The organism is Streptomyces sp. NPDC018019, from assembly GCF_044327805.1.
GTDB lineage: Bacteria > Actinomycetota > Actinomycetes > Streptomycetales > Streptomycetaceae > Streptomyces.
Genome location: NZ_JBIRGD010000004.1, coordinates 139,692 through 156,103, shown reverse-complemented (window position 1 = coordinate 156,103; position 16,412 = coordinate 139,692). Strand labels below are relative to the sequence as shown.

The window sequence follows — 16,412 nt, the reverse complement described above, 5'->3', positions numbered from 1 at the left end:
TCGCGCCCACCCGGGACAAACGCGGCGGGCGCACCGCGCGGGCCGGGCGGGCCCGGCGCCGTGGCCGGTACCGCCATGACGGGCGGGACAGCGTCCGCCGGTCGAGCCTGCCCGGCACCCCGCACGCCGCCGCGGCGGCGCGGCAGTTCGTCCGCGCCGCCCTGGCCGACTGGCGCTCCCGGTCGCTGCCCGGCGCCGAGGCCGTCGGCGACCGCCTCGCCGACGAGGCCGTCCTGCTGGTCAGCGAACTGGTCACCAACGTCGTCGTGCACGCGGGCACGGCCGTGGAGCTGCTGTGCCGCCTGGAGCCCGGGCCGGCGGCGGACGGGGCCGCCGCGGTCGTCGTCGAGGTGTCCGACCACCACCCGACCCGCGCCGTACGGGCGCGCCAGGCGTCCGCCGTGGACGAGACCGGCGGCCACGGCCTGCAACTGGTCGGCGCGGTCGCCGAGTCCTGGGGCATCACCTACCGGCGCGACCTGAAGACCGTGTGGTTCCGGATCCTGACCGGGGCGCACGAGCGGACGTACGGCCCGTCGGCCCGCTTCTCCGGCGACGACCTGAAGCTCCAGCGCGACCTGCGGGCCGCCGAACTGCTGGCCCCCGCGCCCGCCCGCCGCTCCCCGGCGCGCCGCACCGACGCCGACTGGATCAATCACGGCGCCCTGTCCTTCCTCGCCGAGGCGTCCGACCTGCTGTCCGGGCAGCTCGACGAGGAACAGGTGGCGCTGCTCGCCGCCCAGCTGGTCGTACCGCGCCTCGCCGACTGGTGCGCGGTGTGGCTGTACGACGGCGGTGGCCGGGACAGCGCGGGCGCGACGCAGCGGCTGGCCCGCGTCTGGCACTCCAGCGAGAGCCGCATCGACGCGCTGCGCATGGCCCTGGAGAAGGACCCGCCGATGCTGCCCGGGCCCGGTCCGCAGCGGGACGGCGCCGGGGCCGCGGCGCCCTGGCCCTGGCCCCAGGAGCCGAGCGGGTACGGGCCGGGCGGTGCCGCGCTGGCCTGCCGGCTGCTGGCCGGCGGCCGTGACCACGGCACGCTGCTGATCGGGCGCGCCGGGCTGATGCGCTTCCCCGACGAGGTCGTGGGCCTGATAGAGGACCTGACCCGCCGGGTCGCCCGCGCCCTCGCCACGGCCCGCGCGTACCGGAACCAGGAACGGATCAGCCAGGTGCTGCAACGCCGCCTGCTGCCGAGGGGCCGGCCCGACGTTCCCGGCCTGGAGTCCTTCGTGGTGTACGAACCGCGCGAGGGCGCCTGGGCCGGCGGCGACTTCTGGGACCTGTTCGACGCCGGGGACGGACGGTGGTGCTTCGCCCTCGGCGACGTGTGCGGCAGCGGCCCGGAGGCCGCCGCGGTCACCGGTCTCGCCCGCCCCGTCCTGCGGCTGCTGGCCCGCGACGGGTACGGCGTCGGTGAGGTGCTGGACCGGCTCAACAAGACCATGGCCCGCGAGGCCGCGGACTCGGTGGCGGCCGTCACCGCGGCGGTCGCGGCGGCGGGCAGCGGCCTGGACACCGCCGTCGAACTGCGCGCCGAGACCGAGCAGACGCGCTTCCTCTCCCTGCTGTACGGCGAGATCGTGCCCAGCGCCGACGGCACGGCGGGCGCCCGGTGCACCCTGGCCAGCGCCGGACATCCCCTGCCGCTGGTCCTCGGCACGGACGGCGCGGTGCGGGTCGCCGCGGTGCCGCAGATGCTGCTCGGCGTGGTGGAGGACACCTCGTACGAACCGGAGTCGTTCGACCTGGCGCCCGGCGAGACGCTGCTGTGCGTCACGGACGGCGTGACCGAGCGGCGCAGCGGCGACCGGCTGTTCGACGACGATGACGGCCTGGCCGGCCACCTCGCCGCCTGCACCGGGCTGGGCGCCACCGCCGTCGCCGAGCACATCCGGCGGGCGGTGCACGCCTTCGCCGCCACACCGCCGGACGACGACCTGGCCCTGCTGGTGCTCCAGGCGACGGGGCGGCGGTAGCGGGGGAGCGGCTGCCCGGCGGAGCTGCCGGGACCGGCATCCTGGGCGGGCGCCGCCCGGGTGGTGGCAACGGGAAGGGACCGGGCCGGGCGGGCGCCGCCGGGCCCGCTCCCGGCCGACCGACGGGCTTCCCGCCGTATGCCGGACAATGGAAGGCATGCCTTCCGCACTCCCCGATGGTGAGCCCATGCCCGAGGACGGGGCGCTGCCCGGTCACGCCCTGACCGGTGCGGGCGCCCGGCCGCTCGGGTTCTACCTGCACGTGCCGTACTGTGCGACGCGCTGCGGCTACTGCGACTTCAACACGTACACGGCCACCGAACTGCGCGGCTCGGGCGGCGCGCTCGCCTCGCGGGAGAACTACGCGGACACCGTCGCCGAGGAGATCCGGCTCGCCCGCAAGGTGCTGGGCGACGATCCGCGGCCGGTCGAGACGGTGTTCGTCGGCGGCGGCACGCCGACCCTGCTCCCGGCCGCCGACCTGGGCCGGATGCTCGCCGCGATCCGGGACGAGTTCGGGCTGGCGGACGGCGCGGAGATCACCACCGAGGCCAATCCGGAGACCGTCGACCCGCGTTACCTGGCCGAGCTGCGGGACGCGGGCTTCAACCGGGTCTCCTTCGGGATGCAGAGCGCCCGGCAGCACGTCCTGAAGATCCTCGACCGTACGCACACGCCGGGCCGCCCGGAAGCGTGCGTCGCCGAGGCCCGCGCGGCGGGCTTCGAGCACGTCAACCTCGACCTCATCTACGGGACCCCCGGCGAGTCGGACGACGACTGGCGGGCCACGCTCGACGCCGCGCTCGGCGCCGGGCCGGACCACATCTCGGCGTACGCGCTGATCGTCGAGGAGGGCACCCAGCTGGCCCGCCGCATCCGGCGCGGCGAGGTGCCGATGACCGACGACGACGTGCACGCGGACCGCTACCTGATCACCGAGGAGGCCCTGTCCGCGGCCGGCTTCCACTGGTACGAGGTCTCCAACTGGGCCACGACGGAAGCGGGCCGCTGCCGCCACAACGAGCTGTACTGGACCGGGGCGGACTGGTGGGGCGCGGGACCGGGCGCGCACAGCCACGTCGGCGGCGTCCGCTGGTGGAACGTGAAGCACCCCGGCGCGTACGCCCAGGCCCTCGGCGAGGGCCGGTCCCCCGGCGCGGGCCGCGAACTCCTCTCCGACGAGGACCGCCGGGTGGAACGCATCCTCCTCGAACTCCGCCTCGCGGCCGGCTGCCCCCGCTCCCTCCTCGCCCCCGCCGGCGCGAAGGCCGCCGAGCGCGCCCTCGCCGACGGCCTCCTGGAGCCCGTCCCGTACGAGGCGGGCCGCGCCGTCCTGACCCTGCGGGGGCGCCTGCTGGCGGACGCGGTGGTGCGGGATCTGGTGGACTGATCACTCGGCGGGGTGAGTCATGTGCTTCCCGCGCGGATCGCCCTACGCTGGTTCCTAGTCTGCTGTCGTACTCATGGGCGACGGCGTGAAGCGGAGGACCACGGAGATGACCGCTGTGGACGACCGGCCGACCACTCACCCCCTCGTCGCGTTCTTCGAGGACCTTGAGGTCCCCGAGGGCTACAAGGCGGAACTCCTGCGGGGGGAAATCGTGATGATGGCTGGTCCCGATCTGGTGCACAACCGGATCGTGCTGAGGGTGCTGCGACAGATCCCGGATCAGAAATGGGACTGCCTTCAGACGCAGGACATCGACTTCCTGCGACAAACCAGTGAGCCGCAGCCCGACCTCGTCGTGCTGGATCGCGATGCCGGGCCTGAATCGGGGCGGTTGCTGCCCCCCGAGCTGGTCACGCTGCTCGTAGAAGTGGTCTCGAAGAACAGCGTCGACCGCGATTACCGCCTCAAGCGCTCGATCTACGCCGCCGGTAAGATCCCCGCCTACCTGATCATCGACCCCATCATGGGCCACTGCGTCCTGCTCACCGAGCCCACCGGCAGTGACGAGGAAGCCGATTACGCGGCGCAGCGCATCAGCAAGTTCGGCGACCCTGTTCCCCTGGACCTGCTCGGCGTCGAGCTCGACACCAGTAAGTTCCAGACGTTCCCCGACGTCACGCCCCACTCCCGGCCGTATCGCCCGTAACGAAGTCGATCAGTTCCTCCACCCGCCCCAGCAGCGCCGGCTCCAGGTCCTTGTACGAGCGGACCGAGCCGAGGATCCGCTGCCAGGCCGCGCCCGTGTTCTCCGGCCAGCCGAGTGCCCGGCACACGCCCGTCTTCCAGTCCTGGCCGCGGGGGACGGACGGCCAGGCGGGGATGCCGACCGAGGACGGTTTCACGGCTTCCCAGACGTCGATGTACGGGTGCCCGACGATCAGGACGTCCGGGTCCGTGACCGACGCCGCGATGCGGGACTCCTTCGAGCCGGGGACGAGGTGGTCCACCAGGACGCCGAGGCGGGCGTCGGGGCCGGGGGAGAAGGAGCGGACGATGGCCGGGAGGTCGTCGATGCCTTCGAGGTATTCCACGACGACGCCCTCGATGCGCAGGTCGTCGCCCCAGACGCGTTCCACCAGCTCGGCGTCGTGGCGCCCTTCCACGTAGATGCGCCCCGCGCGGGCGACCCGTGCGCGGGCCCCGGGGACGGCCAGCGAGCCGGACGCGGTACGGGCCGGTCCGCGCGCGGCCGGCCGGGTCGCGGGCCGTACGAGGGTGACGGGCTTGCCGTCCAGCAGGAAGCCGCGCGGCGTCATGGGGAAGACGCGGTGTTTGCCGAAGCGGTCCTCAAGGGTGACGGTGGGGCCCTCGGCGGTCTTCTCGCAGCGGATCACCGCCCCGCAGAACCCGGTCACGGCCTCCTCGACCACCAGGTCCGGCTCCGCCGCGACCTCGGGGGCCGGCTGCTGCTTCTTCCACGGCGGGGTGAGGTCCGGGCCGTACTGTCTGCTGCGCATCCGACAGACGATAAGAAGGGATGGCCGGTCAGCGCCGCGACACGCCGAAGCGACGGCTGAGCGCGTCACGTTGCTCACGGACGAATCGGGCATCCACGACAGCGCCGTGCCCGGGTACGTACCGCGCGTCCTCCCCGCCGAGGGCCAGCAGCCGGTCCAGCGCGGCCGGCCATTGCCCGGGAAACGCGTCGGGCCCGGCCTGCGGCTCGCCGGACTCCTCGACCAGGTCGCCGCAGAAGACGACCTCGGGCGAGCCGTGGCTGCCGGGGACGAGGACCACCAGGTCGTACGCGGTGTGGCCGGGACCGACGTTGGCCAGCAGCACCTGCCGGTCACCGAGGTCGAGGGTGCGCTCGCCGGAGACCAGATGGTGCGGGTGGACCAGCAGGTCGGCGGCCTCCGCGGCGGCATCCGGGGCCACACCGTGCGACTCCGCGCTGCGCCGCAGTTCGTCCTGGGCGCGCGGCAGGAACGCGTCGAGGCCCGCGGCGCCGAAGACCTGGACACCCGCGAAGGCGGCGGTGCCGAGGATGTGATCGAAATGGGGGTGGGTCAGCGCGACGTGCGTCACGTTCCGGCCCGTGATGCCGCGCAGCTGACGGCGGAGTCCGGCACCGTCCCGGATCGTCGCGCCGGTGTCCACGATCAGCACGCCGGAGGCGCCGACGACGGCACCGACCGTCTCGTCCCAGCCGGGCATCCGGCGCCGCCCGACACCCGCGCCGAGCTCTTCCCACCCGGCCTCTTCCCACGTCGTACGCATACCGAGACGCTAGCGGCAGCGCGATACCGTTGCCCGCCGGGCCGGCGGTCGCCGGACGCCCGCCGTGCCCGCGGCACGCGCGGTCGCCGGGTGCCCGCCCGGGCCCGCGGCGGACCGGCCGCGCGCTCCCGGAGCGCGGACCCGGTACCGCGGCCCTTGCCCCGCCCACGTGACCCGGCCGTACACTTGGTCCGGGTCTGGCACTCGGACCTGATGAGTGCCAGGGAAGACGACCCGGGAAGAACCCGGCCGCGCGCCGGTGACACGGCCGGACTGGAGGTGTGCGCGATGCTCAGTGAACGCAGACTCGAAGTGCTGCGCGCCATCGTCCAGGACTATGTCGGGACCGAGGAGCCGGTCGGCTCCAAGGCGCTGACCCAGCGGCACAAGCTCGGGGTCTCGCCCGCCACGGTCCGCAACGACATGGCAGCCCTGGAGGACGAGGGCTTCATCGCCCAGCCGCACACGAGCGCCGGACGCATCCCGACGGACAAGGGCTACCGCCTCTTCGTCGACAAGCTGGCAGGCGTCAAGCCGCTGTCCAGCCCCGAGCGGCGCGCCATCCAGAACTTCCTGGACGGCGCCGTCGACCTGGACGACGTGGTGGGACGTACGGTACGGCTGCTGGCGCAGCTCACCCGGCAGGTCGCCGTCGTGCAGTACCCGTCGCTGACCCGGTCCACGGTGCGGCACGTGGAACTGCTGTCGATGGCCCCGGCCCGGCTGATGCTGGTCCTGATCACGGACACCGGCCGGGTCGAGCAGCGCATGGTGGACTGCCCCGCGCCGTTCGGCGAGACCTCCTTGGCGGACCTGCGGGCGCGGCTGAACAGCCGCGTGGTGGGCCGGCGGTTCACGGACGTGCCGCAGCTCGTGCAGGATCTCCCGGAGTCCTTCGAGCAGGAGGACCGGGGGACGGTCTCGACAGTTCTGTCGGTGTTGCTGGAGACTCTGGTGGAGGAGACCGAAGAGCGGCTGATGATCGGCGGCACCGCCAATCTCACGCGCTTCGGGCATGATTTCCCACTGACCATCCGGCCGGTGCTGGAGGCCCTTGAGGAGCAGGTGGTGCTCCTCAAACTGCTCGGGGAGGCCAAGGACTCCGGCATGACCGTACGCATCGGGCATGAGAATGCCCATGAGGGCCTGACGTCCACATCGGTCGTCGCGGTCGGCTACGGTTCGGGCGACGAGGCAGTCGCCAAACTCGGCGTGGTCGGACCGACCCGCATGGACTACCCCGGAACGATGGGAGCGGTACGCGCAGTGGCACGTTACGTCGGACAGATCCTCGCGGAGTCGTAAGTGGCCACGGACTATTACGCGGTCCTGGGCGTACGGCGCGACGCCTCGCAGGACGAGATCAAGAAGGCTTTCCGGCGGCTGGCGCGCGAGCTGCACCCGGATGTGAACCCGGATCCGAAGACCCAGGAGCGGTTCAAGGAGATCAACGCCGCTTACGAGGTGCTGTCGGACCCGCAGAAGAAGCAGGTCTACGACCTCGGCGGCGACCCCCTCTCGCAGGCGGGTGGCGGCGGCGGGGCCGGCGGCTTCGGCGCGGGCTTCGGCAACTTCTCCGACATCATGGACGCGTTCTTCGGCACCGCCTCGCAGCGCGGACCGCGCTCCCGCACGCGGCGCGGCCAGGACGCGATGATCCGGCTGGACGTCGAGCTGGACGAGGCGGCCTTCGGCACCACCAAGGACATCCAGGTGGACACCGCCGTCGTCTGCACGACCTGTTCGGGCGAGGGCGCGGCGCCGGGCACCTCGGCGCAGACCTGCGACATGTGCCGCGGCCGCGGCGAGGTCTCGCAGGTCACCCGGTCCTTCCTGGGCCAGGTCATGACCTCCCGGCCGTGCCCGCAGTGCCAGGGCTTCGGTACGGTCGTGCCGACCCCGTGCCCCGAGTGCGCCGGCGACGGCCGTATCCGCTCGCGCCGTACCCTCACGGTCAAGATCCCGGCCGGTGTGGACAACGGCACCCGCATCCAGCTGGCGGGCGAGGGCGAGGTCGGCCCCGGCGGCGGCCCGGCCGGCGACCTGTACGTGGAGATCCACGAGCTGTCGCACCCGACGTTCCAGCGGCGCGGCGACGACCTGCACTGCACGGTCACCATCCCGATGACGGCGGCGGCGCTGGGCACGAAGTGCCCGCTGGAGACGCTGGACGGCGTGGAGGAGATCGACATCCGGCCCGGCACGCAGTCCGGCCAGTCGATCCCGCTGCACGGCCGCGGCGTCACCCACCTGCGCGGCAACGGGCGCGGCGACCTCATCGTCCACGTCGAGGTCATCACACCGTCGAAGCTCGACGCCGAGCAGGAAGAACTGCTGCGCCGCCTCGCGAAGCTCCGCGGCGAGGAACGCCCGCAGGGACAGTTCCAGCCGGGCCAGCAAGGGCTGTTCTCGCGGCTCAAGGATGCGTTCAACGGACGGTAGCGTGTTGTCCTGCCGGGGGGCCGGGGGTTGTCCCCCGGGCTGGCACTGTCAGCCGGGCCAGCAAGGGCTGTTCTCGCGGCTCAAGGACGCGTTCAACGGGCGCTGATCAAGCAGGCCGGACCGGACGGCGGCCGGGGCATGCGTCCCCGGCCGCCGTTCGCCGTTCCCGCCCGAAGTGCCCTGATCGCCGGGCCTGTTTGATCTTGATGCGGACGGCCCCGGTTCGGGTGCGGTGGTGCGGCGTGACACGATGTGGGCATGCCCACAGCGCTGACCGATCTCTGCCGCTATCCGATCGCGCAGGCTCCCATGGCAGGCGGTGTCTCCCGCCCGGAGCTGGCCGCCGCCGTCTGCGGAGCCGGCGGGCTCGGCTTCCTGGCCGCCGGTTACAAGACCGCGGACGGCATGTATCAGGAGATCAAGCAGCTGCGTGGGCTGACCGACCGCCCCTTCGGCGTGAACCTCTTCATGCCGCAGCCCTCCCTCGCCGACAACGCGGCCGTGGAGGTCTACCGCGAGCAGCTCGCGGGCGAGTCGGCCTGGTACGAGACCCCGCTGGACGAGATCGACCCGTACGGCGGCGTCGACGACGGGTACGAGGCCAAGCTGGCCATCCTGCGCGAGGACCCGGTGCCGGTCGTCTCGTTCCACTTCGGCTGTCCCACCCGCGCCGTGCTCGACGGGTTCGCCAAGGTCGGCACGTACACGATCGTGACCGCCACCACGGCGGCCGAGGCGCAGGCCGCACAGTGGTCCGGCGCCGACGCGGTCTGTGTGCAGGGCGTCGAGGCCGGCGGCCACCAGGGCACCCACCGCGACGACCCGCAGGCCGACGGCACCGGCGCCGGGGTCGGGCTGCTGTCGCTGATCGCGCAGATCCGCGAGGCCGTGCAGATACCGCTCATCGCGGCGGGCGGTCTGATGCGCGGCTCGCAGATCGCCGCGGTGCTGGCGGCGGGCGCGGCGATGGCGCAGCTCGGTACGGCCTTCCTGGTCACCCCGGAGTCGGGGGCGCACGCGCTGCACAAGCAGGCGATGACCAACCCGCTGTTCACCCGTACGGAGCTGACCCGGGCCTTCTCCGGGCGCCCGGCCCGCGGCCTGGTGAACCGCTTCCTGCGCGAGCACGGCCCGTACGCCCCGGCCGCCTACCCGGCCGTGCACCACCTCACCTCCGGCCTGCGCAAGGCCGCCGCCCGGATCGGGGACGCGCAGGGCATGGCGCTGTGGGCGGGGCAGGGGCACCGGCTGGCGCGGCAGCTGCCGGCCGGGCAGCTGGTCGAGGTGCTGATGGCCGAACTGGAAGCGGCACGCGCCGGGTTGGCCCTCGGAAGCGGCCAGGACACCGGGCCGGGCGTCCCGGGTGAGCCGGGAGGTGCGCTGTGACGGCGCCGGTCTTTCTCGTCGACAGCGTCCCGGGCCCGGGCGAAACCGTGCTGGACGGGCCCGAGGGCCGGCACGCGGTCTCGGTACGGCGGCTGCGCGCGGGCGAGCCCGTGGTGCTGACCGACGGCAACGGGACCGGCGCGGTGGGCGTCGTACGGGCGGCCGAGGGCAAGGACCGCCTCGTCGTCGAGGTGACCGGTACGCAGACCGAGCCGGAACCGGCGCCGCGGATCACCGTCGTACAGGCGCTGCCCAAGGGCGACCGCGGCGAGCTGGCCGTGGAGACCATGACGGAGACCGGCGTGGACGCCATCGTCCCGTGGGCCGCGTCCCGGTGCATCACGCAGTGGAAGGGCGAGCGGGCCGCGAAGTCCCTCGCCAAGTGGCGCAACACCGCCCGCGAGGCGGGCAAGCAGGCCCGCCGGCTGCGGTTCCCCGAGGTCACCGGCCTGATGTCGACCAAGCAGGTCGCGGCGCTGCTCGCGGAGGCGGACTTCGCCGCCGTCCTGCACGAGGACCGGGACGCGGGGAGCGCGCCGCTGGCGTCCGCCGAACTCCCGCCGTCCGGGCGGATCGTGCTGGTGGTCGGTCCCGAAGGCGGCGTGTCGCCGGAGGAGCTGGCGGCGTTCGAGGAGGCGGGGGCGAAGGCGTACCGGCTCGGGTGGAGCGTGCTGCGGACGTCCACGGCGGGTACGGCGGCCACGGCGCTGCTGCTGGGCCGTACCGGCCGCTGGAGTTGACGCAACGTCAAAAACGGGACGGCGGGGCCGCGGCACTCGTGCTGCCGCGGCCCCGCCGTCGTCGCGTCGCCCGCCGGCTCAGACCAGCCGGGCGTCGAGGGTGATGTTCTTGACGCCGGCCAGCGCCTGGCTCACCGGGCAGTTCTTCTTGGCGTCCTCGGCCGCGGCCTGGAAGTCCTCCTCGGACAGGCCGGGCACGCTGGCCCTGACGGTCAGCACGATGCCGGTGATGCCCTCGCCCGGCTGGAAGGTCACGTCGGCCTGGGTGTCCAGCGCCGCGACGGTGTAGCCCTTGCCCGCGAGGCCGTGCGAGAAGGCCATCGAGTAGCAGGACGAGTGGGCCGCCGCGATCAGCTCCTCGGGGCTGGTGACGCCGTTCGGCTGCTCGGCGCGGGCCGGCCAGTTCACGTCGAACGTGCCGACGGTGGAGGACGCGAGGGCGACCTGTCCCTTGCCCTCCAGCAGGTTGCCTTCCCAGTGGGTCTGCGCGGTGCGGGTGGTTGCCATGGTGACTGACTCCAGATGGTGGACGGATGGCGGTCTGTGGGGATCAGCTTAGTGATTCCGGCCCGGCGTACGGCGGGACCCGGACCGGCGGAACACGGCGGTCCGTACGGCGGCGGCGCACACTGGCCGAGCCGGGACTGTTGGTCCGCGTGCGGCGGTGGGAGGCTGCCGGACATGGGGGCCATGGGGCGCTTACGAGACGTACGGCACGTACGGACACGGCTCGCCCGGACCGGCGGGTCCCGGGCCCGGACGGCCCGGCGCGGCAGGCTGCTCGCGGCGGTGGGTGCCGCGGGCGCGGCGGTCGTCGCGGTGTCCGCGTGCGAGCCGGCCGGCGGACTGAACACCTCGTCGGTCGCGTACACCACCGACCGGGCGGGAACGCGGGCGCTGGAGCGCATCGGCGTGAACGTGAGCTGGCTGAGCTGTACGGCGACCCTCGAAGGGGACCAGCGGGCCGCCGCGAACGCGACGGCCACGGCGCACCGCCGTACGGTCGCCACCGTCGACTGCCAGGGGCAGACCACGCACGGCAGCAAGATCACCATCACCGGGCGCGTCACCTCCGAGGTCGACGGCCGCTGCGTACGCGGCCGGCTCACCGCGCGGGTCGCCGGGCAGGTCGTCTTCCAGGTCGGCGTGCTCGGCGACTGCGCCGCCGACACGCCGACCGGCACCGCGCGGCCGACCGTCACGCACACCGTCCAGCCGCCCAGCAGCGGTCACACGTCCGACGACCCACCGGACACACCGCCCGTGACGGTCACGGTCACCGCGTCGCCGGACCCCGACCCCGACCCCGATCCGGACCCGGACCCGTCGCCCAGTGACACCTGCTCGGACGACTCGCACGACCACGACGGCCAGGGCGGTCACGACGGCCACGACGGCAACGGCCAGGACGGCAACGGCCACGGCGGCGGTCACGACGGTGACGGCCACGACAACGGCGGCCACGACGGAAAGGGCGACCAGAAGCAGACCTGGGCCGCCGACCACTGATCACCCGTCCGGCGCGCCGTCCCGGGCCCGTTCCGCCACCGGCCCGGCCGCCGCACCACCGCCCACGGGCGGCCCGGTAACATCCGGACCCGTAGACGTGATGGTGTCGCGGCACGCCGTGCCGCGGTACGGCACGGTACGGGCCGGCCCCCGACGGGCGAGCCGCCGCGTACCGGCCGACGACCCGGGAGGAGCCCACCGGTGGCGGGAGAACCGCAGGCCGACTGCCTGTTCTGCAAGATCGTGGCCGGCGAGGTGCCGGCGACGATCGTGCGGGAGACCGAGACGACCGTCGCCTTCCGGGACATCAGCCCACAGGCGCCGACGCACGTCCTGGTGATCCCCAAGGTGCACTACCCGAACGCCGGCGAGCTGGCCGCCGCCGAACCGCGGATCGCCGGTGAGGTGCTGAGCGAGGCCGCCGCCGTGGCCGCCGACGAGAAGGTCGACAAGACCGGCTACCGCATCATCTTCAACACCGGCCCCGGCGCGGGCCAGACGGTCTTCCACGCCCACGCGCACGTGCTGGGCGGCCGCGACCTCCAGCGCCTGGTCTGACCGGGGCGGAGCCGCACCACCGTGTCCGTACGCGAATTCGTCGTCCTCGGCACCGCCAGCCAGGTGCCCACCCGGCACCGCAACCACAACGGCTACCTGCTGCGCTGGGACGGCGAAGGCATCCTCTTCGACCCCGGCGAGGGCACCCAGCGGCAGATGCTGCGCGCCGGGGTCGCCGCGCACGACATCAACCGGATCTGCGTCACCCACTTCCACGGCGACCACTCGCTCGGGCTCGCCGGGGTCATCCAGCGCATCAACCTGGACCGGGTGCCGCATCCGGTCACCGCGCACTTCCCGGCGAGCGGCCGGCGCTTCTTCGACCGGCTGCGGTACGCCACCGCCTACCGGGAGACGGTGAAGCTGGCCGAGGAGCCGGTGGCCGCCGACAGGGTGCTGGCGGACACCCGGTCGTACGCCCTGGAGGCGCGCAAGCTCTCCCACCCGGTCGAGGCGTACGGCTACCGGCTGGTCGAGCCGGACGGGCGCCGGATGCTGCCGGAGCGGCTCGCCGCGCACGGCATCGCCGGGCCGGACGTCGGCCGCCTCCAGCGGGAGGGCGCGCTGAACGGCGTCACCCTCGACGAGGTCAGCGAGGTCCGGCGGGGCCAGCGCTTCGCGTTCGTCATGGACACCCGGCTGTGCGACGGGGTGCACGCGCTCGCCGAGGGCTGCGACCTGCTCGTCATCGAGTCCACGTTCCTCGACGAGGACGTGCGGCTGGCCACGGAGCACGGCCATCTGACGGCGGGCCAGGCGGCGCGCGTCGCCGCCGGAGCGGGCGTGCGCCACCTGGTCCTCACCCACTTCTCCCAGCGCTACTCGGATCCGGGGGAGTTCGAGCGGCAGGCCCGGGCGGCCGGTTTCGACGGGGAACTGACCATCGCCCGCGACCTGATGCGCGTCCCGGTGCCCAAGCGGGCGTGAGGACGCGGGCGTATACGCCCTTGAGGACGCGCACGCCCGCGCGAACGGTCAGGGCAGGAAGTACATCGGGTTCGGCAGCTTGAAGGTCTTGTCGCCGTAGCCGCCGTTCAGGTCGCTGTACTGGTCGCCGAAGTTGGCGACGATGTCGTAGCCCTGCGCCTCGATGTGCTTGCGGGTGCCGGACTTGAACTCGACCGTCGAGCAGTTGGCGCCGCACGGCAGGTAGGCCGGCGGGTTCTTCTTGTCCTTCAGGTAGACGTGGGTGCGGTCGAGCGGCACGTCGTAGCCGACGTTCTTGAGGTTGCGCACGCTCCACTCGCGCTGCGCCTCCTTGCGGCCGGTGACGAAGAAGACCTCGTACCCCTTGCCGTGCGCCCAGTTGACGAGGCGGTCCATGCCGAAGACCGGGGCCATGTCGGTGCTCGCCAGGTACGTGTCCTGGGCCGCCTCGGTGTGGTGGAAGCCGACCTGGAGCTCGTAGTTGTACGTCAGCAGGGTGGTGTCGTCCATGTCCAGCACGATGGCGGGCTTCTTGCCGTGATGCTCGGCCTTGGCGCCCTTGGCGGCCTTGTCGAGGTAGCGCCGGGCCGCGTCCGTGATGCCGCGCACCTGCTTGGCGTAGTTGCTGCGCGGCGAGGCGTAGTGCTGCCCGTCCGCGGTCACCGTGTCGCCGTAGTACGCCTTGATCCGGTCCTGCACCTGGGTGAGGTTCGGGATCTCCTTGTCCGTACGCGGTACGGAGTGCTCGGCGGTGGCCTGGCCGACGCCGAACGCCGCGGTACCGGCGACGACCGCCGTGACGGCCGCGGCGCCGAGGCGGACCCGGCGGCGGGAGAGGACGGGGTGGCGCATGTGCTGCTCCTAGGTGAACCGGTGGGGGCCACCTAGGTTTAACAGAGCGTTTATCCGCTCATCTACGCGCGAAGATTCAACGGTTGGTAAAGGCTGGCCGGAAAGGCCGGTTCGCGGTGCGCCGACGCTTCGGTCGGTGCCGAAACGAGCCGCTCCTAGGCTCCCCGCCATGAACACCGCACCTTCCACCGCACCGCGCCCCGTGCCGCCCGCCGCTCACCTGGAGATCTCGCCCAGCGTCCTGTACTTCGGCACGCCGGTGGTCCTCCTCTCGACGGAGAACGAGGACGGCTCGTGCAACCTCGCCCCCGTCTCCTCCGCCTGGGCCCTGGGCCGGACGATCGTGCTGGGGCTCGGCAGGGAGGGGCAGACCGCCGTCAACCTCGGCAGCCGCCCGGACCTGGTGCTCAGCCTGCCGGACCCGGGGCTGTGGCCCGCGGTGGAGCGGCTGGCACCGCTCACCGGACGCCACCCGGTGCCGCCGGGCAAGCCCGCGGGCTGCCGTTACGAGCCGGACAAATTCGCCGCGGCGGGGCTGACCGCCGTACCGTCGCGCCTGGTCCGGCCGCCCCGTGTCGCCGAGTGCCCGCTCCAGCTGGAGGCGCGTGCCGAACGGGTGCGGCCGGACGTCTCCGGTGACTTCGTCATCGTCGAGACGGTCGTGCGCACGGTCCACGCCGACTCCCGCATCGTCGTACCGGGCACCGACCACATCGACCCCACCGCCTGGAGCCCGCTCGTCTACAACTTCCGCCACTACTTCGGGCTCGGCCCGGAACTCGGCCACTCGTACCGGACCCGGACGCCGCGCGACGGTGCCCGCCCCGCGCCGGTGAGCGCTGCGGCCAACTCGCGTACGCCGCACACGTCTTCCGCAGGCGCCCATTGACGCCCGTGCCCCGCCTCTCTACGCTCCGTTCGCATGGACGGATTACGTCTACATACGCAGACAGGACGGGGCCCGGGGGAACCGGCTCCCACCACCGTCACCGCCGTCCGCCTCACCCCCGTCCTCGTCGCCGACCCACCTCTGCTGAACACCCAGGGCGTGCACCAGCCCTACACCCCGCGCCTGATCATCGAGGTGACCACGGCGGGCGGCGCGACCGGTCTCGGGGAGACCTACGGCGACACCAAGTACCTCGATCTCGCACGGCCCCTGGCCGACGCGCTGATCGGCCGGCCGGTCACGGACCTGAACAGCCTGCCGCTCCTCGCGGCCGAGGTCTGCGGGGACTCCCCGGCGGCGACCGGGGCCGGGGAGGTCACCGCGGGCGGCCTGCGGGGCGTGCAGACCGCCGACAAGCTGCGGCTGTCCGTCCTCTCCGGCTTCGAGGTGGCCTGCCTGGACGCGTGGGGACGGCTGGCCGGGCTGCCGGTCCACGCCCTGCTCGGCGGCAAGGTGCGTGACCACATCGACTACAGCGCGTACCTCTTCTACCGCTGGGCCGCCCACCCCGGTGGCCGCGGCGAGCCCGACGACTGGGGCGCGGCCCTCGACCCGCCCGGCATCGTCGCCCAGGCCCGCCGCTTCCGTGCTACGTACGGCTTCCGTTCCTTCAAGCTCAAGGGCGGCGTCTTCGAGCCCGCGCAGGAGATCGCCGCGATCCGGGCGCTGGCCGCCGCTTTCCCCGGCCATCCGCTGCGCCTCGATCCGAACGGTGCCTGGAGTGTCCCCACGTCCCTCCGGGTCGCGCGCGAACTGCGCGCCGTCCTCGAATACCTGGAGGACCCCACCAGCACCACTGCCCACATGGCCGAGGTCGCGTCCCATACGGACCTGCCGCTCGCCACCAACATGTGCGTGACCACCTTCGCCGAGATCCGGGAAGCCTTCACCCGCGGCGCCGTACAGGTTGTCCTCGCCGACCACCACTACTGGGGCGGACTGCGCAGCACCCGCGAACTGGCCGCCGTCTGCCGGGCGTTCGGCGTGGCCCTGTCCATGCACTCCAACACCCACCTGGGCATCAGCCTCGCCGCGATGACCCACGTCGCCGCGACCGTGCCCGGCCTCGCCCACGCCTGCGACACCCACTACCCCTGGCAGACGGAGGACGTCCTGACCGAACGCCTCACCTTCCACGACGGCCGCCTCCCGGTCCCCGACACGCCCGGTCTCGGCGTCACCCTCGACCGCGACCGCCTGGCGGCCCTCCACGAACGCTGGCTCGCCGACGACGGCACCCTGCGCGACCGCGACGACGCGGCGGCGATGCGGGCGGCCGACCCGGGATGGGAGGTGCCCCCGGTGCCGCGGTGGTGAGCGGCAGAGCCGGCCGCCGACGGACCGGCGCTCCCGGCGCCGAGGGCGCGTACCGTATTCATCCCGTACGTGATCTTTGGAGG

At 73.2% G+C, this 16,412-nt stretch carries 16 protein-coding genes; 12 read left to right on the top strand and 4 right to left on the bottom strand.

Annotated features, from left to right (window positions below; all coding sequences use genetic code 11):
• Window positions 1–107: 107 nt before the first annotated feature.
• The 3 genes from ACH4FX_RS09085 (at window position 108) to ACH4FX_RS09075 (ending at window position 4,075) form a co-directional block, all read left to right on the top strand.
• Entirely contained in the window at window positions 108–1,979 is a 1,872-nt protein-coding gene (locus tag ACH4FX_RS09085; protein WP_398477043.1) for a SpoIIE family protein phosphatase, read from the top strand.
• A 157-nt stretch (window positions 1,980–2,136) separates the two neighbouring features.
• A complete protein-coding gene (hemW, locus tag ACH4FX_RS09080; protein WP_398476708.1) occupies window positions 2,137–3,369 on the top strand; it encodes a radical SAM family heme chaperone HemW in 1,233 nt (410 codons plus the stop codon).
• 106 nt (window positions 3,370–3,475) lie between these two features.
• Entirely contained in the window at window positions 3,476–4,075 is a 600-nt protein-coding gene (locus ACH4FX_RS09075) for a Uma2 family endonuclease (protein ID WP_398476706.1), read from the top strand.
• Here the strand turns inward: ACH4FX_RS09075 and ACH4FX_RS09070 are convergent.
• Window positions 4,044–4,886 carry a DUF3097 domain-containing protein gene (locus tag ACH4FX_RS09070; protein WP_398476704.1) on the bottom strand — a complete coding sequence of 281 codons (843 nt, stop codon included), beginning with the start codon at window positions 4,884–4,886 and terminating at the stop codon, window positions 4,044–4,046. The genes ACH4FX_RS09075 and ACH4FX_RS09070 overlap by 32 nt on opposite strands.
• Before the next feature lie 28 nt (window positions 4,887–4,914).
• Entirely contained in the window at window positions 4,915–5,649 is a 735-nt protein-coding gene (locus ACH4FX_RS09065; protein ID WP_398476702.1) for an MBL fold metallo-hydrolase, read from the bottom strand.
• A gap of 288 nt (window positions 5,650–5,937) precedes the next feature.
• Here ACH4FX_RS09065 and hrcA point away from each other — a divergent pair, with 288 nt between their 5' ends.
• The 4 genes from hrcA to ACH4FX_RS09045 all read left to right on the top strand — a co-directional run bounded on the left by hrcA (window position 5,938) and on the right by ACH4FX_RS09045 (window position 10,217).
• Window positions 5,938–6,954 carry a heat-inducible transcriptional repressor HrcA gene (gene hrcA, locus ACH4FX_RS09060; RefSeq protein WP_003984321.1) on the top strand — a complete coding sequence of 339 codons (1,017 nt, stop codon included), beginning with the start codon at window positions 5,938–5,940 and terminating at the stop codon, window positions 6,952–6,954.
• Window positions 6,955–8,091 (top strand): molecular chaperone DnaJ, encoded by a 1,137-nt coding sequence (dnaJ, locus tag ACH4FX_RS09055; RefSeq protein ID WP_365834862.1) that lies wholly within the window; start codon window positions 6,955–6,957, stop codon window positions 8,089–8,091.
• Window positions 8,092–8,349: 258 nt separating this feature from the next.
• Window positions 8,350–9,477: a nitronate monooxygenase gene (locus ACH4FX_RS09050; RefSeq protein ID WP_398476700.1), complete on the top strand. Its 1,128-nt coding sequence runs from the start codon at window positions 8,350–8,352 to the stop codon at window positions 9,475–9,477.
• Window positions 9,474–10,217, top strand: coding sequence for a 16S rRNA (uracil(1498)-N(3))-methyltransferase (locus ACH4FX_RS09045; protein ID WP_398476698.1), 744 nt, complete (start codon window positions 9,474–9,476; stop codon window positions 10,215–10,217). The genes ACH4FX_RS09050 and ACH4FX_RS09045 overlap by 4 nt, the downstream gene beginning before the upstream one ends.
• A gap of 78 nt (window positions 10,218–10,295) precedes the next feature.
• On the opposite strand, the gene ACH4FX_RS09040 is transcribed toward ACH4FX_RS09045, so the two are convergent.
• Window positions 10,296–10,724 carry an OsmC family protein gene (locus ACH4FX_RS09040; RefSeq protein WP_398476696.1) on the bottom strand — a complete coding sequence of 143 codons (429 nt, stop codon included), beginning with the start codon at window positions 10,722–10,724 and terminating at the stop codon, window positions 10,296–10,298.
• A 183-nt stretch (window positions 10,725–10,907) separates the two neighbouring features.
• Here ACH4FX_RS09040 and ACH4FX_RS09035 point away from each other — a divergent pair, with 183 nt between their 5' ends.
• From ACH4FX_RS09035 to ACH4FX_RS09025, 3 genes are all read left to right on the top strand, one after another.
• A complete protein-coding gene (locus ACH4FX_RS09035) occupies window positions 10,908–11,726 on the top strand; it encodes a hypothetical protein (RefSeq protein WP_398476694.1) in 819 nt (272 codons plus the stop codon).
• Window positions 11,727–11,927: 201 nt separating this feature from the next.
• Window positions 11,928–12,284, top strand: coding sequence for a histidine triad nucleotide-binding protein (locus ACH4FX_RS09030; RefSeq protein ID WP_398476693.1), 357 nt, complete (start codon window positions 11,928–11,930; stop codon window positions 12,282–12,284).
• A 21-nt stretch (window positions 12,285–12,305) separates the two neighbouring features.
• Window positions 12,306–13,211 carry a ribonuclease Z gene (locus tag ACH4FX_RS09025; protein ID WP_398476691.1) on the top strand — a complete coding sequence of 302 codons (906 nt, stop codon included), beginning with the start codon at window positions 12,306–12,308 and terminating at the stop codon, window positions 13,209–13,211.
• Between the two features lie 48 nt (window positions 13,212–13,259).
• Here the strand turns inward: ACH4FX_RS09025 and ACH4FX_RS09020 are convergent, their stop codons facing one another.
• Window positions 13,260–14,063 carry an HAD family acid phosphatase gene (locus ACH4FX_RS09020; protein WP_398476690.1) on the bottom strand — a complete coding sequence of 268 codons (804 nt, stop codon included), beginning with the start codon at window positions 14,061–14,063 and terminating at the stop codon, window positions 13,260–13,262.
• 169 nt (window positions 14,064–14,232) lie between these two features.
• Here ACH4FX_RS09020 and ACH4FX_RS09015 point away from each other — a divergent pair, with 169 nt between their 5' ends.
• Both ACH4FX_RS09015 and ACH4FX_RS09010 read left to right on the top strand, forming a co-directional pair.
• Window positions 14,233–14,952, top strand: a complete 720-nt coding sequence (locus tag ACH4FX_RS09015) for a flavin reductase family protein (RefSeq protein WP_398476688.1) — start codon at window positions 14,233–14,235, stop codon at window positions 14,950–14,952.
• Window positions 14,953–14,985: 33 nt separating this feature from the next.
• A complete protein-coding gene (locus ACH4FX_RS09010; protein WP_398476687.1) occupies window positions 14,986–16,329 on the top strand; it encodes an enolase C-terminal domain-like protein in 1,344 nt (447 codons plus the stop codon).
• Window positions 16,330–16,412: the final 83 nt, after the last annotated feature.